The organism is Microvirga sesbaniae, from assembly GCF_025460805.1.
In the GTDB taxonomy this organism is placed as follows: Bacteria; Pseudomonadota; Alphaproteobacteria; order Rhizobiales; family Beijerinckiaceae; genus Microvirga; species Microvirga sesbaniae.
The window spans coordinates 88,482-108,923 of record NZ_JAMXFJ010000001.1 but is presented as its reverse complement, the minus strand read 5'-3'; the positions used below and the strand labels follow the sequence as shown (position 1 = coordinate 108,923).

17 protein-coding genes are annotated in these 20,442 nt (G+C 62.8%); 6 read left to right on the top strand and 11 right to left on the bottom strand.

Annotated elements, in window-relative coordinates:
* Nucleotide 1: 1 nt before the first annotated feature.
* The 3 genes from cyoB to OCW50_RS00460 all read right to left on the bottom strand — a co-directional run bounded on the left by cyoB (nt 2) and on the right by OCW50_RS00460 (nt 4,667).
* Nucleotides 2-2,005, bottom strand: coding sequence for a cytochrome o ubiquinol oxidase subunit I (gene cyoB, locus OCW50_RS00470; RefSeq protein ID WP_262296061.1), 2,004 nt, complete (start codon nt 2,003-2,005; stop codon nt 2-4).
* A 17-nt stretch (nt 2,006-2,022) separates the two neighbouring features.
* Entirely contained in the window at nt 2,023-3,207 is a 1,185-nt protein-coding gene (cyoA, locus tag OCW50_RS00465) for a ubiquinol oxidase subunit II (RefSeq protein WP_262296336.1), read from the bottom strand.
* Between the two features lie 116 nt (nt 3,208-3,323).
* Nucleotides 3,324-4,667: an MFS transporter gene (locus tag OCW50_RS00460; protein ID WP_262296335.1), complete on the bottom strand. Its 1,344-nt coding sequence runs from the start codon at nt 4,665-4,667 to the stop codon at nt 3,324-3,326.
* 764 nt (nt 4,668-5,431) lie between these two features.
* Here OCW50_RS00460 and OCW50_RS00455 point away from each other — a divergent pair.
* The 3 genes from OCW50_RS00455 to OCW50_RS00445 all read left to right on the top strand — a co-directional run bounded on the left by OCW50_RS00455 (nt 5,432) and on the right by OCW50_RS00445 (nt 8,274).
* Nucleotides 5,432-5,698 (top strand): hypothetical protein, encoded by a 267-nt coding sequence (locus OCW50_RS00455; protein WP_262272700.1) that lies wholly within the window; start codon nt 5,432-5,434, stop codon nt 5,696-5,698.
* Nucleotides 5,699-6,173: 475 nt separating this feature from the next.
* Nucleotides 6,174-7,853 carry a M10 family metallopeptidase C-terminal domain-containing protein gene (locus OCW50_RS00450; protein WP_262296060.1) on the top strand — a complete coding sequence of 560 codons (1,680 nt, stop codon included), beginning with the start codon at nt 6,174-6,176 and terminating at the stop codon, nt 7,851-7,853.
* A gap of 109 nt (nt 7,854-7,962) precedes the next feature.
* Nucleotides 7,963-8,274 carry a hypothetical protein gene (locus OCW50_RS00445; RefSeq protein ID WP_262296059.1) on the top strand — a complete coding sequence of 104 codons (312 nt, stop codon included), beginning with the start codon at nt 7,963-7,965 and terminating at the stop codon, nt 8,272-8,274.
* Nucleotides 8,275-8,591: 317 nt separating this feature from the next.
* Here OCW50_RS00445 and OCW50_RS00440 read toward each other — a convergent pair whose 3' ends face one another.
* The 8 genes from OCW50_RS00440 to OCW50_RS00405 form a co-directional block, all read right to left on the bottom strand.
* On the bottom strand, nt 8,592-9,887 hold the full coding sequence (locus OCW50_RS00440) for an NAD(P)/FAD-dependent oxidoreductase (protein ID WP_262296058.1): 1,296 nt from the start codon (nt 9,885-9,887) through the stop codon (nt 8,592-8,594).
* Between the two features lie 8 nt (nt 9,888-9,895).
* Nucleotides 9,896-10,393 (bottom strand): free L-methionine (R)-S-oxide reductase MsrC, encoded by a 498-nt coding sequence (gene msrC, locus OCW50_RS00435; protein WP_262296057.1) that lies wholly within the window; start codon nt 10,391-10,393, stop codon nt 9,896-9,898.
* 42 nt (nt 10,394-10,435) lie between these two features.
* Nucleotides 10,436-12,247 (bottom strand): ABC transporter ATP-binding protein, encoded by a 1,812-nt coding sequence (locus OCW50_RS00430; RefSeq protein WP_262296056.1) that lies wholly within the window; start codon nt 12,245-12,247, stop codon nt 10,436-10,438.
* Between the two features lie 301 nt (nt 12,248-12,548).
* Nucleotides 12,549-13,091 carry an MOSC domain-containing protein gene (locus OCW50_RS00425; RefSeq protein ID WP_262296055.1) on the bottom strand — a complete coding sequence of 181 codons (543 nt, stop codon included), beginning with the start codon at nt 13,089-13,091 and terminating at the stop codon, nt 12,549-12,551.
* Between the two features lie 41 nt (nt 13,092-13,132).
* Entirely contained in the window at nt 13,133-13,582 is a 450-nt protein-coding gene (locus OCW50_RS00420) for a DUF488 domain-containing protein (protein WP_262296054.1), read from the bottom strand.
* Nucleotides 13,583-13,591: 9 nt separating this feature from the next.
* Nucleotides 13,592-14,167, bottom strand: a complete 576-nt coding sequence (locus OCW50_RS00415; protein WP_262296053.1) for a cyclase dehydrase — start codon at nt 14,165-14,167, stop codon at nt 13,592-13,594.
* An 11-nt stretch (nt 14,168-14,178) separates the two neighbouring features.
* Nucleotides 14,179-15,351: a zinc-dependent alcohol dehydrogenase gene (locus OCW50_RS00410; RefSeq protein ID WP_262272691.1), complete on the bottom strand. Its 1,173-nt coding sequence runs from the start codon at nt 15,349-15,351 to the stop codon at nt 14,179-14,181.
* 114 nt (nt 15,352-15,465) lie between these two features.
* Nucleotides 15,466-15,912 carry an NUDIX hydrolase gene (locus OCW50_RS00405; RefSeq protein ID WP_262272690.1) on the bottom strand — a complete coding sequence of 149 codons (447 nt, stop codon included), beginning with the start codon at nt 15,910-15,912 and terminating at the stop codon, nt 15,466-15,468.
* A gap of 209 nt (nt 15,913-16,121) precedes the next feature.
* Between OCW50_RS00405 and OCW50_RS00400 the strand changes: the two genes are divergently transcribed.
* The 3 genes from OCW50_RS00400 to OCW50_RS00390 all read left to right on the top strand — a co-directional run bounded on the left by OCW50_RS00400 (nt 16,122) and on the right by OCW50_RS00390 (nt 20,438).
* Nucleotides 16,122-16,895 (top strand): inositol monophosphatase family protein, encoded by a 774-nt coding sequence (locus OCW50_RS00400; RefSeq protein WP_262296052.1) that lies wholly within the window; start codon nt 16,122-16,124, stop codon nt 16,893-16,895.
* A gap of 120 nt (nt 16,896-17,015) precedes the next feature.
* Nucleotides 17,016-18,062 (top strand): ABC transporter substrate-binding protein, encoded by a 1,047-nt coding sequence (locus tag OCW50_RS00395; protein WP_262296051.1) that lies wholly within the window; start codon nt 17,016-17,018, stop codon nt 18,060-18,062.
* 186 nt (nt 18,063-18,248) lie between these two features.
* A complete protein-coding gene (locus OCW50_RS00390; RefSeq protein ID WP_262296050.1) occupies nt 18,249-20,438 on the top strand; it encodes an ABC transporter permease in 2,190 nt (729 codons plus the stop codon).
* The last annotated feature ends 4 nt before the right edge of the window (nt 20,439-20,442 follow it).

The window sequence follows — 20,442 nt, the reverse complement described above, 5'->3', positions numbered from 1 at the left end:
CTCAAGCCCCTCCTGCGGGCTGGGCCATTCTCTGGCCTTCAATTCGGACGACCTCCTCGGCCGGAATAAAGTAATCCCGGTTGTAATTGAACGTGTGGACGATGGCCGTCGCGATGAGAGCGACGAACGAGAGGGCGGCCAGCCACCAGATATACCAGACCAAGGCAAAGCCCAGGACGGTGCTCAATCCGGCCAGAATGACGCCTGTGCCCGTGTTCTTGGGCATGTGGATCGGCCTGAACCCCTCCAAGGGATGGTCATAGCCGCGCTTCTTCATGTCCCACCACGCATCCAGATCGTGGACCACGGGCGTGAAGGCGAAGTTGTAGGGCGGAGGCGGCGAAGTCGTCGACCATTCGAGCGTTCGCCCGCCCCAGGGGTCACCCGTGAGGTCGTGCAGCTTCTCACGCCGAACATAGCTGATGAAGAGCTGGAACACGAATGCCGCGATCCCCGCCATGATGATGAAAACGCCGATCGCGGCGATTGTCAGGTAGGGCTGGACGGCCGGATCCTCGAAGTGCTGGGTCCGCCGGGTCACGCCCATGAGCCCCAGGATGTAGATCGGCGTGAACGTGGTCCAGAAGCCGACCAGCCAGCACCAGAACGAGACTTTTCCCCAGAATGGGTCGAGCTTGTAGCCGAAAGCCTTCGGGAACCAATACTGGACCCCTGCAAGCAGGCCGAACACGACGCCGCCGATAATGACGTTGTGAAAGTGAGCGACCAGGAACAGGCTGTTGTGCAGGACGAAATCGGCGGGCGGCACGGCCAGCAACACGCCGGTCAGGCCGCCGATCACGAAGGTCGGGATGAAGCCTATGACCCAGATGAACGGCGTCTCGAACCGGATCTTGCCCCGGTACATGGTGAAGAGCCAGTTGAACACCTTCGCTCCGGTCGGGATGGAGATGATCATCGTCGTGATCCCGAAGAAGGCGTTGACGTTGGCGCCGGCTCCCATGGTGAAGAAGTGGTGCAGCCAAACCAGCCAGGACACGAGAGCGATCACCATCGTGGCATAGACCATCGACGTGTAGCCGAACAGCCGCTTGCTGCAAAAGGTCGAGACGACCTCGGAATAGATCCCGAAGGCAGGCAGGATGAGGACGTAGACCTCCGGATGCCCCCAGATCCAGATGAGGTTCATGTACAGCATCGAGTTGCCGCCGAAATCGTTCGTGAAGAAGCGCGTTCCCACGTAACGATCGAGCGCGAGGAGCACCAAGGTTGCGGTCAGAACCGGAAAGATCGTGACGATGATGGCGTTGCTGGCCAGCGTCGTCCAGGTGAAGACCGGCAGCTTCATCATCGTCATACCGGGAGCGCGCATCTTCACGATGGTTGCGATCAGGTTGATGCCGGACAGCGTGGTTCCGACACCCGCGATCTGAAGCCCCCATATGTAGTAATCGACCCCGACACCGGGGCTGTAGGCGGCGCCCGACAGCGGCGGGTAGGCGAGCCAGGTGGCTCGCGAGAACTCCCCCACGAACAGGGACATCATCGTGAGAACGGCCCCTCCGGCCGTCATCCAGAAGCTGAAGTTGTTGAGAAACGGGAAGGCCACGTCACGCGCGCCGATCTGCAACGGCATGATGTAGTTCATGACGCCGGTCACGAAGGGCATCGCCATGAAAAAGATCATGATCGAGCCATGGGCCGTGAAGACCTGGTCATAATGGTGCGGCGGAAGATATCCCTCCGCCGCGCCGACCGACAACGCCTTCTGCGTGATCATCATGACGGCGTCGGCGAAGCCGCGCAGCAGCATCACGATCGCTAGGATGACGTACATGATGCCGATCTTCTTGTGGTCGACGCTCGTGAACCATTCCCGCCAGAGATAGCCCCACTGCCCATACCAGGTGATCGCGCCGACGAGCCCCAGGCCGCCCAAGGCCACGACGATGAAGGTCCCGAGCAGGATCGGCTCATGGTAGGGAATGGCTTCGAGCGACAAGCGCCCGAAGAGGAGTTGGCTGAGATCTGAGTTCGAGAACATGCGGATGCCCGTCCGGATCAGTGCTGGTGGGGGTCGGCAGGTCGAGGGTTCAGTTGGGACGGCGCGGGACCACTGCCGGCACCGGGCGGGGCCGTACCCTGCCCTCGGTCGTTCGGTCCTTCGCCGGGTTGATCGCGCGGCATCACGCCCTGGGGCTCTTCGAGACTCCTGGGCGCGCGGCCGGAGGCCGGGAAAGTCGCGCCGGACGGTTCGGTGCCGCTTTCCAGGCGGCGGCCGTCGTAGTCCAGCCGCTTGCGGTTCTCCTCGCTTTCCTCGGCGGCGCCGCCCATCCTGTCGATGTGATGCATCTCGTGCACGCACATTTGGCCAGGCGCGACGCACAAGCCCAGGATGGCGTCGAAGAGCCCCGCCTCCACCGAGCCGTATTGGCGGACCGGCTCCTCCTCGCTCGGCTTCTCAAGCTTGAGATAGGCTTCACGGTCCAGGGGCGTTCCGGCCGACTTGGCCTTTGCCACCCACTCGTCGAAGCCCTGCGGCGAGAGACTTAGGAAACCGAAGTTCATGCGTGAGAAGCCCGATCCGCTGTACATCCCCGAGAGGCCGGTGAACTCCCCTTCCTGGTTCATCACGGCTTGGAGCTTCGTCTCCATGGCCGGCATGGCGTAGATCATGCCGGCAAGAGCAGGGACGTAGAACGTGTTCCAGACGGAGGACGACGTGATCCGGAAGGAGATCGGCGCGTTCACAGGGGCGGCCATCTCGTTCACGCTCGCGACACCGTACTCGGGATAGATGAACAGCCATTTCCAGTCGAGCGCCACGACTTCCACGGTCAGGGGCTTCACGTCGGCGGGCACCGGCTTGCCGGGCGCGATCCGGCCGAGGGGCCTGTAAGGGTCGAGCGTGTGCGTGCTGATCCATGTCATGGCGCCGAGTGCGATGATGATGAGCAGCGGGATCGTCCAGATAACCACCTCGAGCTGTGTCGAATGGTGGAAGTCCGGGTCATAGGTCGCATCGTTGTTCGAGGCTCGGTAGCGCCATGCGAAAATGAACGTGAGCGCGATCACCGGCACGATGACGAGAAGCATGAGCGCGGTGGATGCAATGATGAGGTTACGCTGCTGAACCGCGATATCGCCGGAGGGGTTCATGACGACCAGATCGCATCCGGCGAGAAGCCCTGCGACGGCGATCAGGGCGAGACCACGGAGAGATCTGCGCCGCCAGGACGTGAGCAGGCGGCGTGCAGAGGGCGGTTGAGTGGGAAACTTGGCCAGGGCAGTCACTCCATGATTCCCCGCAGATCCGTACCTCGAGACGTATTCCGATGGATCCCGATCGGCTTCCGCATGCTTCAGACCTGACGGATTTCCGAGCGGGACAGGCTCAACGCCACGAGGGTCGTGACAGCCCCCGACAGCAGGTACAGGCCGACGCAAGCAAGACCGTATCGGGCCGACAGGAAGAGGACGATCAGCGGCGCAAAGCCCGCGCCAAGCAGCCAGGCGAGGTCATTGGTGAGGGCCGCGCCTGTATAGCGGTATCGCTGCGCGAGCTGCGACGTCACTGCACCGGACGATTGTCCGTACGATAGGCCGAGAAGCGCAAAGCCGGCATTGACGTAGATCGTCTGGCCGATCGCATTCTCCTCGATGATCAAGGGAGCGATGGTGCTGCAAATCGCGAAGACGGCAATGAGACCTGCGGAGATCAGGAGGAGCCTTCGACGTCCGATCTGGTCGGCGATCAGCCCGGAAGCGACGACCGCGACCGCACAGATGAAGGCGCCGGAGCATTGGACCATCAGGAACTCTCCAGCGGAACGCTCGGTGAACAGAGTGATCCAGCTGATGGGAAAGACGGTCACGAGATGGAAGAGAGCGAAGCTCGCCAGCGGGATCAGCGCCCCGACCAGGAGAACTCCCGCGTGGTTCCGGATCAGCGGCAGGATGGGAGACGGTTCGAGCCGTCGGCGTTCGAGCAGCCGGGAAAACTCTTCAGTCGCGACGAGCCGCAAGCGTGAGAACAAGGCCACGACGTTGATGGCGAAGGCGCAAAAGAACGGATAACGCCAGCCCCAATCCAGAAAATCGGCCTCTGACAGGTTAAGCATAAAGAACGCGAACAGCACGCTGGCAACCATGAATCCGAGTGGTGCACCCAATTGCGGTATGGCGGCGTAGAAGCCTCGTCGCTCGACAGGCGCGTTGAGAGCCAGAAGGGATGCAAGCCCGTCCCATGCGCCGCCCAGGGCAAGGCCCTGGCCAATTCTCAGAACACCGAGAAGATACAGGGACCATGCGCCAATCTGAGCGTATCCGGGCAGGAAAGAGATCGCCATGGTGGAGAAGCCGAGCAGAAACAGCGCGATGGTCAGCTTGACGCCCCGGCCATGGCGGCGGTCGATCGCCGTGAAGATGATCGAACCGACCGGCCGGGCGACAAAGGCCAATGAGAACATGGCGAACGAATAAAGCGTTGCCGTCACAGGTTCCGCGAAGGGGAAGAACACCTTTGGGAACACCACCACCGAGGCGATGGCAAAGACGAAAAAGTCGAAATATTCCGCAGCGCGACCGATGATCACCCCGATGGCGATCTCGCTTGGAGCAACCTTGTGATCGGTGGACGCCAAGCGCGCGTCGCGCTCAAGGGGCGTGGAGGATGAATGTGACCCTTGAACCTGATCCATCGTCATCTGGGTCATAGCCTCCAGTGAGAATAGTTCAGCCCAGCCGGTAGATCCGGTTCAGACCTGCAGAGGCCTGTCTTCCCGCTACGCGATCCGAGGCTCCGTCGCCATCATCGAGGTTAGAGTTAACCGCAGGTTTTAGGGCTGATGACTGGTTCAGCAACCAGCACCGTCAAGCATTTTCCTGTGCGACACCGGATTTTGCTGTTCGGAAGCGGGCCGACGCAAGTGCAGCGCAGTCCGGGATATCGTCAAGTTCCGATGTAACGGTATGACCCTGGTCCGAGTCGGGGCCGCTTCGGTGGCAGAACCGTCAACTCCTCCACGACAGAGTATCAACAGCGAGCGGCGGCGAGGCGATCACGCCGCGGGAGCCGGTGAATTGGCCTCCCCTCTCGACCTTGGGCTGAACCGCACCACCAGCGATATTCTGTTCTTTTCCGCTCCCTCGTATCGTCCACGCTGGTCGTCATCTGCCGCGGTTGGGGGATGATGCCGGCGAAACCGCCGTCCCGTGTCGGGCCCCGGTGTCGTCAATGTTACCAATCTGATACCAGGTGGTCTCGGGCTCCCGCGACGGGCGAAACGCAGGGCTCAAAACCTGCCCGCACCCGGCTCCCGCCCAAGCTCCGAATCATTCCCCGGATCCTGTCCGAAAGTGCAGTTTCTTTAGCGCGGCAGCTTTGCAATACTTGTCTGAGGAAATGTCTTGTTCGCAGGCGTTCCGACCAAAATGACTGAAGGAAAACCTTCGGCATATGGGGGAAATCATGAAAAACATGGCCGATGCGCCCGGAGTCGTCGATCCATACGCAACCCTTGAGAAAATCCTCAAAGTGATTGGCCGATCCTGGTTGAGCGAGGAGTGGCGGCTGGAAGACATCCGCCTCCTTGCTCAGGAGGCCATCACGGAGCGGGGTAAGACGAAGGGCGGAAAGGCCGTCAGGGTCGCCGCGCCACCCCTCGAACCGCAGATCCGCTTCGAACCGGGTATCCACCGAACCTCGGTCAAACGGGGCAACCGCCTCCCCTCCTAGCGCATCGGACGTGACCCAGAGGGCCGCGCCGGCGGCCCGCTTTCGTCCGCACGATGCGCTCGCCGTCTTCAGACCGGGACGGGTGTTTTCTCCAGGAAGCCGTCAGGGCCCGCCTGAGAAGACAGGCTTGGAGCTCGGAAGCGGCATGCCATGAGCAATGCCCTGCGGCATGTTGTCGAACGAGCCGGCAGCCAAACACATCTGCTTTCGATAAGGCCGGAAACTGCCTATAGCTCCCGGAGCGACTCATTCGCGCGAGATCAAACCAGTCAAACGAATCTCGTCGGGGCTCGGATCAGAACATCATAACAGTTATGAAGTAACAGTCCCGTCCCGGACGGGTTCCTCTGCCAAGCTTAAGTCTTTTGGAAGGGCCTTAGGTTACCCTTCAAACACCGCCCTGCTTTCGGTTCGTCGGCCGATCGCCGTGCGAATGTTCGCCTTCATCATTTCTGCTCTATCCGTTTGAAGAATCATGCCTGCTGTCGAAACGTACAATCCCACGGGAAATGCTTACATCGATGCTGTTCTCGGTACGATGAAATGGGTACCGAGCAATCTGACTTATAGCTTTCCCGCAACGGCCGCCTCTTACGGATCGTCCTACGGGGGCGGCGAAACCGCGAAGGGTTTTGGCGCATTCAACGATGCCCAGCAGGCCATTGCGCGCTCCGCATTGTATCTCTACGCGGCAGTCAGCAATCTGACCTTCCAGGAGCAGAGCGGAGCCGGCACGTCTTCCGCCGATCTGCGGTTCGCGCAATCGGACGTGCCCAGCACGGCCTGGGCCTATTTTCCGACAACCGACGCGACAGGCGGCGATGTCTGGCTCAACAATTCCAGCCGCAGCTACGCAAGCCCGGCGAAGGGCAACTATGCCTACCTCACGATCATGCATGAGATCGGGCACGCCCTTGGGCTTGAGCATTCGCATGAGGGCAACATGCCCCTTGATCGAGACAGCCTGGAATACACCGTGATGAGTTACCGCTCCTACGCGGGCGCTTCGACCGGCACGGGCTACACCAACGAGACCTGGGGCTATCCCCAGGCCCTCATGATGTACGACATCGCCGCTATCCAGCACATGTATGGTGCGAATTACGGGTTGAACGGTGGCGACACGAGCTATGCCTGGAGCCCCACGACGGGCGAGATGTTCATCAATGGCGTTGGCCAGGGTGCCCCCGGCGGCAATCGGATTCTGCTGACTATCTGGGACGGCGGCGGCATCGATACGTACAACTTCGGCAATTACACCACCGGGCTTTCCATCGATCTCGAGCCTGGAGCCTGGACGATCACATCCCAGGAGCAGCGCGCAAAACTATATTGGGACGGATCGAAACTCGCTGCCGGCAACATCGCCAACGCATTCCTTTATCAGGCCAGCGAACGCTCTCTCATCGAAAATGCCTCCGGCGGTTCCGCAAGCGATGTGATCAAGGGCAATACGGCCAGCAACACATTGCAGGGCAGTGGTGGCGACGACAAGCTCTATGGCCAAAGCAACGATGACATTCTGATCGGCGGGAGTGGCGGCGACTTTCTCAGTGGCGGAAGCGGCTCGGACACGGCGAGCTACATCACCGCGAAGGCAGCTGTGACGGCCGATCTTCAATCTCCCTCAGGCAATCGGGCAGATGCCGCGGGCGACACCTACGAGAGCATCGAGCACCTGACCGGCAGCGCGTTCAACGACATGCTCCACGGCAACGGTGCTTCCAATGCCATTCGCGGAGAAGACGGGAAGGACTCTCTTTTCGGGCGCGGCGGCAATGATACGCTCGAAGGCGGGTCCGGCAGCGACAAGCTGTATGGTCAGAGCGGCAAGGATCTGCTCATCGGAGGAAGCGGCGCAGACGTCTTCGTCTTCCAGGCCATGAGTGATTCGCGCAAATCCACCGTGGATACGATCACCGATTTCCTCCGCGGCTCGGACCATATCGACCTTCGCGGGATCGATGCCAACACCAAGGTCGCAGGCAATCAGGCCTTCAACTTCATCGGCAAGACTGCGTTTCACGGTAAAGCGGGGGAACTGCGCTTTGCTGATGGCATCGTGTCGGGCGACGTGAACGGCGACAGATCCGCAGACTTCAAAATCAAGGTCGCAGACCTGACCGCGCTGTCGAAGAACGACTTCTATTTGTGATCAGACTTTCGTGATCGATCCTTCGGGCCGACCGGGGTTGCCACCTGGCGAGGGATGGTGCGAGGAGAAAGGCCTCGGAACCGAACCGATTCCATCGCGGGAGCCATGCATGCAACCCTCCATCGCCGCCTGTCTCATCCTGCTCGCCGGAACACTCGCGCCGGCCATTGCGCTGGCAGCCGACAGCGAGCGGCCGCTTCCGGAAACCGATCTGACCGCCCCCTTCCACACAAAGGAGCGCACCTATTTCCGAGAGCATCGCCTGCGCGCGTACGAACGCTCCCGTGCGGATATGCGCCAAGGCGCCACCTGCACGACGCCGAAAGGCGTGTGCTGGATCGCAGAGCCCTTGTCCAAGAACAGTGACTGCACCTGCGAAAGCCGGCGCTTCGGAACGGTCCACGGCACAATTGGTGGCTGACTCAAGCATCGGACGTGTCATCGATCTCACGCCCGGTGCTTCAAGCTTTTGTTGTGGAGCATCTTTTCGCGCAAAACCGGTTCCCACTTTTGCGCACGATGCTCTAAAATAATCCGTTAACCATCTGGACAGACACCAAGCTCAGGCATTATCCCCATTGTGAACCTTCCGGCTTTTGAGGAAGCACGATGGAACAGACGGGAAAACGCCACCCCGCCAACGATGCCTTGGCCTATCTCATGAACCTTGTCGCACTCGCGTTCAGCTTCAGCTGCCTTTGGATTGTCGCATCCGCGGCCAAAATGTAATTCAGTATCTCAACTCTGGCGAGAGCGGAATTCCCTGGCCGCATCGGCGAGCTGATAACTCCAATAGGTGAGCTGGGCGGCGGCGCGGCCGATGATGCCGCCGTTCCACGTCAGACCGAACGGCGCGAAGAGACGGTAGCGGTCGCTCTCGCCGGTAATGCCTTCCGCGACCACCGTACCGCCGATCGCCGTGGTGTTCATACCGTGGCCCCCGAAAGCCGTGCAGTACCAGACGCCCGGCTTCCATGACCCGATCTGCGGCATCAGGTGTCGGGCGTACGACATGAGACCCGACCAAGCGATCTCCACGTTCAGCCTGGATAGCTGCGGATAGGTTGTCACCATCTCCCGTTTGAGCAGGGCCGCGATGTCGCGCGGATCGGTCGTTCGGGTGGTGATCCGTCCTCCCCACAGAATGCGGCTTCCCCCATCAACCAAGCGGTAGTAATCCCCTGCCCGCCGATCGTCCAGAACCGCCGCCTGGGTGCGAATGGCTCCCTGGACTAGGTCCGGCGACGGCTCGGTCAGGAGAACATAAGTGGCAATCGGCAGGAATGCGCGTTTCAGCGCGGGCAGCACGCCGTCCGTATAGCCGCCCGTTGCAAAGACCACGTGCTCGGCAGAAATCTCCGCGCCCGTCGTGCGGACGATCTTGCGGCCCCCCTCGAGATCTGCCGTCATCACGGGCGAATGCTCGTGAATGGCGGCGCCCAGCCGCTTCGCCTCGCGCGCCAAGGCCCACCCGTAGTTCAAGGGATGGAAGTGAAAAGCGCCCTCGTCCAGAACGGCCTCGTGGTATCGGGGCGAGGCGAGCATCTCTCTCACCTCGGCCCGGGGCAGGTAGCGCAGCGCTTGACCGAACTGGCGCTGCTGACTTTCACTGGCGGCCTGCAAGGCTCCCCGCGAGTCATAGCGCAGTGCCTTTGCGATCCCCGGCACCGGATGAGCATCCTTGATGCCGAGTTCGTCGATCCCCCTGCGCACGATCTCGACGCCTTCCATCGAAAGCCGGAACAGCTCTCGCGCGTGGTCGGACCCCACGCGCCGCTCGATGGCGGAGAAGCCCGTCGCATAGCCTGCGGAGACGAAGCCGCCATTGCGGCCGGAGGCGCCCCAGGCAATCCGACGGGCTTCGAGAAGAACGACCTTCCGTCCGCTGCGCGCGAGCTTCAGCGCCGCCGTCAGGCCGGCGAGGCCGCCGCCGATGATACAGACATCCGCCTCCATGCGGCCCGCCGCCATCGGATAATTGTCCGGGACGGCGGCCGTGCGGCTGTAATAGGTGTCGAGATAGGCGGCGTGCATGCGTCGGGCTAAAGCGTGATGTCGGAAGCCTTGAGATAGATCCCGACCAGCGCCTCGCAGCCCTGACGGTCCTCTTCGTCGAACCGGTTCGGGCTGGGGCTGTCCAGATCGAGGACGCCCAGAACCTTGCCGTCCTTGATGAGAGGCACGACGAGTTCGGAGCGCGAGGCACTGTCGCACGCGATGTGGCCGGGGAAGGCATGCACGTCCGGCACCACGATGGGCTCCCTGCGCTCGGCGGCCGCGCCGCATACGCCACGACCGACCGCGATCCGCACGCAGGCCGTCTTGCCCTGGAACGGCCCGAGAACGAGCTCCGATCCGCGCATGAAATAGAAGCCCGCCCAGTTCAGATCCGGCAGGAACTGGTAGATCAGGGCAGACATGTTGGCGGCATTCGCGATGGCGTCCGGCTCACCCTCCAGAAGTCCGGAGAGCTGCTGGGCGAGAGAAGCGTAAAACTCCCGCTTGCTGTCGGAGACCGGAATATCTTTGACTTCAAACATGGCAATTTCCTTAGAGTTTTCAAAGGATTTTGTCCAGACGTCCTATTCTGCGGCCATATCGGACCTGGCCCCTTTTGCGAGATCCAGACCCTGGTGGTCGCAGAGTCGGCGGTAGAGTCCACCTTTTGCGTAGAGCGTGAGGTGGTCCCCCTCCTCTACGATCCGCCCCCTGTCGAACACGACAATGCGGTCGAGAGCCCGCACCGTGGAAAGCCGGTGTGCGATCACGACCGAGGTCCGCCCCACCATGAGCCGCTCCATGGCCTGCTGAATCAGCATCTCCGATTCCGAGTCGAGGGCCGAGGTCGCCTCGTCCAGGATCAGAATAGGCGCGTCCGCCAGGAAGGCGCGCGCGATGGCGACCCGCTGCCGCTCGCCGCCCGAGAGCTTCACGCCGCGCTCACCCACGAGCGTCGAGTAGCCTCTGGGCAGCCCCATGATGAACTCATGCGCATTGGCGAGCCGCGCCGCCCGCTCGATGTCGGCCATGGAGGCGCCGGGGCGCCCGTAGGCGATGTTCTCGGCCAGGGTGCGATGGAACAGGATCGGTTCCTGCTGCACGATCGCAATCTGCGAACGCAGGGACGCCTGCTCGGCCTGAGCGATGTTCTGCCCGTCGATCAGGATCTGGCCACCCGTCACGTCGTAGAGACGCTGGATCAGCTTGACGAGCGTGGTCTTGCCGGAGCCCGACGGCCCCACGAGGCCGACGCGCTCGCCCGCCCGGATCGTCAACGACAGATCCCGATAGAGCGGAGTCTCGTGTCCGACATAATGGAACATGACACGCTCGAAGGCGACCTCGCCGCGGGAGATGTGGATCGGCCTCGCGCCGACACGGTCAGGAACACCGATGCGCTCCCGGTGGATCTCGACGAGCTCCTCCATGTCATTGACGGAGCGGCGCAGGTTGTTGATGTGCATGCCGACATCGCGCAGGTATCCGTGGATCACGAAATACGTCGTGAGCACGTAAGCGAGATCCCCCGGCGTCGCACGATCCTGCCACCACAGCCAAATGGCCGTTCCGATGATGGCGGCGCGGATGCCGAGCAGCGCGATGAACTGCACCGTGCCGCTGTTGGTGCCCCGTTGCCAGACGCGCCGGGTGCGGCTCTGCCACTTCCCCAGCACCTGGGTCAGGCGCCTGTCCTCACGGATCTCGGCGCCGAACGCCTTGACCACCGGGTTGCAGCTCAATGCATCCGCCAGAGTGCCGCCGACACGGGTATCCCACGCATTCGCCAGCCGCGCCGCAGGCGCGACATAGAGGGTCGCCAGGAAGCCCGTCATGACGATGTAGGCCAGCGCGCTCACCCCTATGACGAGCCCCATCACGGGCCAGCGCAGGCCCAGGATGATCATCGAGCCAGCCAGCACCGTGAGAGAAGGCAACAGGGCCAGCAGGAGCGTATCGTGCATCAGGTCGAGCGCCCACATGCCGCGCGTGATCTTGCGCACGGTGGAGCCGGCGAAGGAGTTTGCATGCCAGTCGGTCGAGAACCGCTGCACGCGCGCGAACGCATCCTGCGCGACGCGTCCCATGACCCGCAGCGTGAGCTCCACGATGCCGTAGAAGGCCAGATGGCGCATGACGATCATGAGCAGGCCGAGGCCGGTCATGAAGGCGAAGGCGACCAGCGCCGCATGCAGGGCCGCGTCGCGGTCGCCGCTGCCCGCCGCGATGGCATCGACGAGCCGTCCCGCGAAGACGGGCATGAACACGTCGGCCAAGGTCGAGACCATCATGGTCACCATGATGAGCACCACGTAGCGCGGCTCTTCACGCCAATGGCGGAAGGTGAATGTCAGGACATCGCGGGTAGCGTCCCCGCTTTTCTTCGACTGGATCATGGAAGCGAACAGGCGGCGCTCGGAGCGCGCGCCTCTCCCCGGAAGAGTGAAGAGCGACCATAGAAACGCCGGCCTACAGCGTCCGGTGCCGCTCGAAGATCATCACACGTGATAGCTTGGTAAGGTTTGCCGGGCCTCGGTGCCCCGCCTGGTCCGACCTAGAGTCGGGACGCGGGAGGAACGTTCAGCAAGCACATAGAAGCCATGCAGTCCTCCCTCTCTAGAAATTAAACCTAGGCTTAAAGTAATCCAGTTCCTTCAACTTGGCAACCGCAGTTTTGTTGCAAGTGCGTCCGGACCTTCATACGACTTCGAGCGGCCGGTATGGTTCGGGCGGCAATTCCAGTCGAACGGCATCCCCCGCCCTCACCTCGCCGCCTTCGACGACGATCGCCATGATTCCGGATTTTCGGACAAGATTTCCATGCGGGTCCTTTCCGAGCACAGCCTTCATGAGGCCTTTTTGGAAGCGATCGATCTGCACGCACGGGTTTCGCAGCCCCGTGACCTCGATCACGGCTCCCGCGCCGATGAGCAGGCGCGCGCCCACCGGCAGGCGGAGGAGGTCGATGCCGCGCGTCGTGACATTCTCGCCCATGTCGCCGGCCGAGACGTCGAACCCCGCCTCGCGCAGTTCGTCATGCAGTTCGGCATGGATCAGGTGAACCTGCCGCAGATTCGGCTGGGTGGGGTCCTTGGCCACCCGGGAGCGATGCTTGACCATCGTGCCGAGATGCGCGTCGCCCTCGACCCCGAGGCCTGCGAGAAGACGGATGACATCCCGATTGGGCTTGCTGAAGCTGTGGCTGGGACTTGCGCTGACCGCGGTGACGAATGCCTGCATCGGGTGTCTCGGCCGAACGGGAGGTTCTCTCCCTTGTAGCGTCAGAGGACCGACAGATCCACCGTCTCGAAGCCCTTCTCGGCCAAATGCCGCGCCAGGACGCGACGGTGGCAATTGGCGGGATCACGCTCGAAGCAGAGAAGGCAGATCGGCCGGGTCAGGGCCAGGGCTTCGAGTTCCCGAAGGGATTCCTGGGCCGGTCCCGTCGCCAGAACCTCGTCGCAATAGATCCGGCGCATCAGTTCGCCGTCACCCGCTCGCGCCGCCTGTCGTCCCGCCTTCGGCGTCCCGAGCCGGATGAAATGCTGGTAGCCGATATCCTGGCTCGCCAGTGCGTCACGCAGAGCCGATTTCGAGAACCCACGCTTGCGTGAGAGCGCGACGGCCCGCACATCTGCGAGAACCGCAACCCCGGCATCCTTCAAAGTCGCGAGGAAGCGGTCCACGTCCGCTCCCTCGTATCCAACCGTAAATACCTGCGGCTTTGTCATGCCGTTAGGTTACATAGACGGCTGCGGATGTCGAGGCGCCTCAGGTTGCGTGTAGGGCCGCAGCGCTTCCGGCGTGCGGAAGTCGGGCGGCACCTCGAAATCCCGCGCCGCGCCATGGCTCTGCTCGATACCCCGAGGATAGCCGGTGCGGCCGGAGTAATCCTGCATCGGCGGCAGCGGATGGGGACTCTCGCGACTGAGGGTCTGGGCGCAATACACATCGAGGGCCGTCACGCCGGCAACAGCCGCCATGGCGATCCCGACATTGCCCTTCTTGGGGTTTTTGCCCTCGAGCGCGGTGGCCAGGGTCGCCAAGTCGAGCCCGTCACCCGCGACGCGGCCCCAGATCCACGGCGTCGGATCCTTCGATGCCAGGATGCCGATGCCGGTCGCGATCTCGCGGACGCCGTAGCCTGCGATCAGGCCCTCCTGCCCTTTCATGCCCAAAGCCCGCGCCAGGGCACGAGGCGCCGCGATCTCGGCAATTCCAAGAGCAATGGAAAACAGCCCGAGCCCACGGGCGAGAGTGTCGGTCGCCGTATCGGCATGACCACGGCGTCGCGTTCTTTCGGTTTCGTAGCGCATGATCTCACCTGTCAGGGTTTGATGACGACCTTGATGCAGCCGTCCTGCTTGTCGCGGAAGACCTTGTACATGTCGGGTCCTTCGTCGAGGGACACGGTATGCGTGATGACGAAGGACGGATCGATCTGGCCATCCTCGATCCGACGCAGGAGGTCGTCCGTCCAGCGGTTCACATGCGTCTGGCCGGTGCGGATGGTCAGCCCCTTGTTCATGATCGCCCCGAACGGGATCTTGTCGAGCAGGCCGCCATAGACGCCAGGAATCGAGAGGGTTCCGGCCGGTCGGCAGACATAGGCCATCTCGCGCAGCACGTGGGGACGATCCGTCTCCATCATCGTCGCCTGCTTCACGCGGTCATACATCGAATCGATCGTCGCGGTCGCATGCGCCTCCATGCCGACTGCATCGATGCACTTCTCCGGCCCCCGGCCGTTGGTGAGTTCATTGAGCCGCTCGATCACGCTCTCCTCGTCGAAGTTGATCGTGACGGCGCCTCCGGCCTCCGCCATGGCCAGACGTTCGGGGACCCGGTCGATGGCGATGACCTGCTTCGCCCCGAGCAGAATGGCGCTGCGGATCGCCATCTGTCCAACCGGGCCGCAACCCCAGATCGCGACCGTGTCCGTCGGCTGGATGTCGCACTGAACCGCCGCCTGCCAGCCGGTGGGGAAGATGTCGCTGAGAAAGAGGAGCTTCTCGTCGGGAATGCCGTCCGGCACCTTGATATGGGTTGCATCGGCGAAGGGCACGCGCAGGTACTCGGCCTGACCGCCTGCATAACCGCCGGTCAGATGCGTGTACCCGAAAAGGCCTGCCGTCGTATGGCCGAAGGCCTTGGCGGCGATGTGCCCGTTGCGGTTCGTCCGTTCGCAGACCGAGAAATTGCCGCGCTTGCACTGATCGCATTCGCCGCAGATGATGGTGAACGGGATCACCACGCGGTCGCCCACCTTGAGCTTGCCTTTCGACTCGGCTCCGACGTCGACGACCTCGCCCATGGTTTCATGGCCCATGATGTCGCCGGACTTCATCCCCGGCATGAAGTGATCGTAGAGATGGAGATCCGAGCCGCAGATGGCGCAGCTCGTCACCTTGATGATCGCGTCGCGGGGATGCTCGATCCGGGGATCGGGAACCGAATCGCAACGGATGTCCGTGGTGCCATGCCAAACCAGCGCCTTCATCGAAATCTCCTCGCATGCCTGTGAATGGCCAAGCTCCGCCGCCTGGCCGCATTCGTCACAGGAAAGACTTCTTGAAGGGCTTTGCGTTCCCGGAAGCGGCCCGAAATCTGCTCACTATTCCGCGGCGGCGCCGTCCAGGACGTGATCGGGCAGGCTCAGGATCAGATCGGCGAGTGCCGGCTCCAGAACCTGATGGGCGGCCTCCTCGACCGGAAACCATTGCGACTTCCGCTGCCCCTTCTCGCGCCAGGACTTGAGCTGCTTGGAGACTTCGAGCGGATAGACGTTGACGCGGCACAGGTCGAAGTGAGCAGCCCGACGCTTCCAGTAATCATAGGAGCCGAGGGGCCTGTTCCTGATCTCGCCCTTGACGCCAGCCTCCTCCTCCGCCTCCTGGGCGGCGGCCTTGTGGGGCTTCTTGCCCTTCATGGGCCAGCCTTTCGGTATCAGCCAGCGCTTGGTCTCGCGGGACGTGACGAGAAGGACCTCGAGCTTGCCGTCCTTGATCCGGAAAGGGAGTGCCGCAACCTGGCTGAGTTCTTCTTTTGGGGTCTGGGGCATTCGACGAGAGTAGGACTCCTCATGGGATAGTTTGTAACGTAGATGATTTGAGCCGGCTAAGAAAGGCTAAAAATCGAAAGCTGGCATGACCGGCGTCGGCCTTATACGATTCTCCATCCTCTCAAAGCTTTGTGACCGCCTCATAACAATGGAAGCTTCCATTTTGATCCAGAAGGACGCCCGCCGTGATGCCGACCGAGAGCCTGGACATGAGATTCGCCGCAGCCTGCGCCATTGCCCGGGAGGCCGGCGTACTGGCCCGCAAGCGCTTCCTGGAACGACCGCGGTCGCAACGGCCGGACTTCAAGGGACCTCAGGACTTCCTCACGGCCACCGACGCGGAGGTGGAGGAATTGATCCGCGGTCGCCTGAGCCATCTGTTCCCCGGCGATTCCTTCTTCGGTGAGGAAGGAGGCGGCTCCTTCGGGCGCGATGTGTGGGTGGTCGACCCCATCGACGGCACGGCGAACTTCGCCCGAGGGATCCCTCACTTCGCCATCTCGATCGCCTTCGTGCGCGAGAACCGGGTCGAGATCGGCGTGATCTACGACGTGATGCATGCCGAGCTTTATACGGCCCAGCGAGGTCGGGGCGCCATCCTCAATGGAGAGACGATCCGTGTCAGCGGCCTCGACGACATGAAGCAGGCCACCGTGGAGGCAGGGTGGTCGCCGCGCCTGCCGCCCGAGCCCTACATGGCCGTGGTGGACAAGCTCAAGACGGCGGGCGCCAACGTGCGCCGTGCCGGCTCGGGCACGCTGGGCCTTGCTTACGTCGCGGACGGGCGCATCGACGCCTATTGCGAACTCCACATCAATTCCTGGGATGCCCTGGCGGGTCTCCTGATCATCGAGGAAGCCGGCGGCTGGACCAACAACTTCCTGGCCGAGGATGGCCTCAGGAAAGGCAATCCCGTTCTGGCCTGCACGCCCGGACTGGCCGCTGCCCTCACCCAGGCGACAGGGATCGCGAAAGAGCCCTGAGACCGCATCTTATTCTAAAGATTCAGATTTGGAGCGCCGGCCAGGCACTTGACCCGCCGCCACAATGGAGGGAGCTTAGCCGACCAACCAAAAACAAGAACGGCATCACGGGAGGATAGAATGAACGCTAAGAAGAATCTCGTTGCGGCAACCATGCTGGCGGGGACCATGACGGCCCTGTCCTTCGTGTCCGCCGGAACGGCTCAGGCGCAGGGCGCGCTGGTCATGTATTGCGGCGTGCAGGAGGAATGGTGCCGGGCCATGACGACCGCTTTCGAGCGCGAGACGGGCATCAAGGTTTCCATGACCCGCAAGAGTGCGGGCGAGGTCTACGCCCAGGTCAAGGCCGAGGCGGCCAATCCCCGCGCGGACATCTGGTGGGGCGGCACGGGCGATCCGCATATGCAGGCTGCCGAGGAAGGCATCACCGAAGAGTACAAGTCGCCGAAAATGGGCGACTTGCAGGACTGGGCTGTGCGCCAGTGGGAGCAGTCCAAGGGGCGCACCGTCGGCATCTATTCCGGTGCTCTCGGCTTCGGCTACAACACGGAACTCGCAGCGTCGAACAAGATCGGCGAGCCGAAATGCTGGGCGGATCTGCTGAAGCCCGAGTTGAAGGACGAGGTGCAGGTTGCCGATCCGAACTCCTCCGGCACCGCCTATACGCTGCTCGCCACCATCGTGCAGATCATGGGCGAGGACAAAGGCTTCGAGTACCTGAAAGCCCTGCACAAGAACGTCAATCAATATACCAAGTCGGGCGCCGCCCCGGCCAAGGCCATGGCGCTCGGCGAGACGACGGCGGGCATTGCTTTCATGCACGACATCGTCACGATGGTGGTCGACAAGGCCCCCGTGAAGGTGGTCGCCCCCTGCGAAGGCACGGGCTACGAGATCGGCTCCATGTCGATCATCAAGGGGGCCAAGAACCTGGACAACGCCAAGAAATTCTATGATTGGGCGCTCACCGCGGATGCCCAGAAGCTCGGCGCGGAAGCCAAGTCCTACCAGGTGCCGTCGAACAAGAGCACGCCGGTTCCGCCGCAGGCTCCCAAGCTCAGCGACATCAAGCTGATCAACTTCGATTTCGCGAAATACGGCTCGTCAGCCGAGCGCAAGCGCCTCCTGTCCAAGTGGGACAACGAAGTGAAGAACCTCCCGAAATAGCTGGGGCTTGAAACGGGCCTTGGGGGCGCGGGGGGCCGCGACGGCCCAGCGCCCCAGCCGCCCCGCAAGAAAGAGGGGGGGGCTTCACCGGGCCGTGGCCCACGCGGACGTCCGCTTCGCCAAGGCCCATCGACACCGGAATCATGAAGGCCGGGTTCGGCATCGGCCTCGAAGCGAGAACAGAAGATGTCACGGGCAACCCTTGGCTGGATCGTTCTGGGCTGGGTCGGCTTTGCCCTCCTGCCCTGGTACGGGTTCGACCGCACAGCCGTACCGACCCTTGCGGATTATTTCGTCAGCGGGTCGGCTTTGATCCACGGCATCAAGGGCGCGTGGTGGCTTCTGCCGATCCTGATCCCTTTATGTCTGGGCCTTGTTCCCGTGATCCGCCCCTTGGCGCAGACCAATGGCGGCTGGCTCATCGCTTCCGGACTTCTGGGCCTCGCCCTCGTCATCCTTCAGGGCTTCGCCATCGGTCTCAACGGCTGGACCTTCGACATCCTGAGGGCCTCCTTCGGCGCGCCGGGGCCGAGCCAGGCCGGGATGGGCTATGGCGCGGCTTTGACCGCGACCGCCTTCCTCATCATCCTTTGCCATGGTCTTGCTGCACGCGGCTGGTGCCGGGGCGATGCGTTCGTCACCTCGTCGATCGGCGTCGTCATCGCGCTGATCGTCGTGTTCGTCTTCTTCCCGGTCACCACCATTCTTGCGAGTGCCTTTGCCGACAATGACGGCAACTTCGCCCCGTACGAGTTCCTGGTGAAGTTCCTGGATCGGTCGATCTGGGGGCTCGACTGCCTGTCGAGCGACCTGCGCTGCGGCGTCGCCTGGAACACCCTGTTCCTGGGTCTGCTCGTCGGCGTGGGCACCACCGCCCTCGGCCTTGCCTTCGCGCTGATCGCCACGCGCACGGATTTCCGGTTCAAGAAGCTCCTCCGCGTGATGAGCGTTCTGCCCATCATTACGCCACCCTTCGTGATCGGCCTCGCCCTGATCCTGCTCTTCGGCCGGTCGGGCGCGCTGTCGGCTGTCCTGTGGGACTGGTTCGGCGTGCCGCGGTCCCGCTGGATCTATGGATTGCCCGGCGTGCTGATTGCGCAGCTTCTCGCCTTCACGCCCATCGCATTCCTCGTCCTGATCGGCGTGGTGCAAGGCATCAGCCCGACCCTCGAGGAAGCCTCGCAGACCCTGCGCGCGAAGAGCTGGACGACGTTCTGGACCGTGACGCTCCCCCTCATGCGTCCGGGTCTCGCAAACGCCTTCCTGCTCGGATTCGTCGAGAGCCTGGCCGATTTCGGCAACCCGTTGGTGCTCGGCGGGAATTACGAGGTGCTTTCGACCAAGATCTTCTTTGCCGTCGTCGGCGCGCAGCAGGACCAGGGCCGCGCGGCCGTCTTGTCCATCATCCTGCTCGCCTTCACCCTCGGGGCCTTCTGGCTCCAGCACGCCTGGCTCGGCAAGAAGGTCTACACGACCGTCACCGGCAAAGGTGACGCCGGCATTCCCCTGCCGCTTCCGCGGCGGGTCGCGCTGGCCTCCTATCTCACCGCATTGCCTTGGGCGATCTTCACGGTTGCCGTTTATGCGATCATCCTGGTCGGCGCCTTCGTGCGGTCGATGGGCCGCGACTACACGCCAACCTTCGAGCATTTCCTCACGGCCTTCCGGGTGGAGCGCTCGGGCTCGGGCCTCTACTTTTCCGGCTCCGCCTGGGACTCGTTCTTTGCGACCGTGAAGGTGGCTGCGCTCTCGGCACCGCTCACAGCGGCCATCGGCCTGCTCACCGCTTATCTCCTCACGCGCCAGCGCTTCTCCGGTCAGCGCGCCTTCGAGTTCGGCACGCTGTTGAGCTTCGCCATTCCCGGCACCGTCGTGGGCGTATCCTACATCCTCGCCTTCAACGTGCCGCCCATCGAGATCACCGGAACCGGGTTCATCCTCGTGATGTGCTTCGTGTTCCGCAACATGCCGGTCGGCGTGCGCTCCGGGATCGCGACCCTGAGCCAGATCGACAAGAGCCTCGACGAAGCATCGCTGACGCTGGGAGCCGGCTCGTCGACCACCATGCGCCGCGTGGTGCTGCCGCTGCTGCGTCCGGCGATTGTCGCGTCCCTGGTCTATTCCTTCGTGCGCGCCATGACGGCCGTCAGTGCCGTGATCTTCCTCGTCACCGCCGAATACAACATGGCGACGACCTATATCGTCGGCCGGGTCGAGGCCGGCGAGTTCGGCCTTGCGATCGCCTACTCCACGGTGCTCATCCTCGTGATGCTGGTCGCCATCGTGGCAATCCAGCTCGCGGTCGGCGAGCGGCGCCTCGGACGCCGCAGCGCGAGCGCTGCTCCCTCTCCCGTAGCCGTGCAGGCGATCCCATGAACAA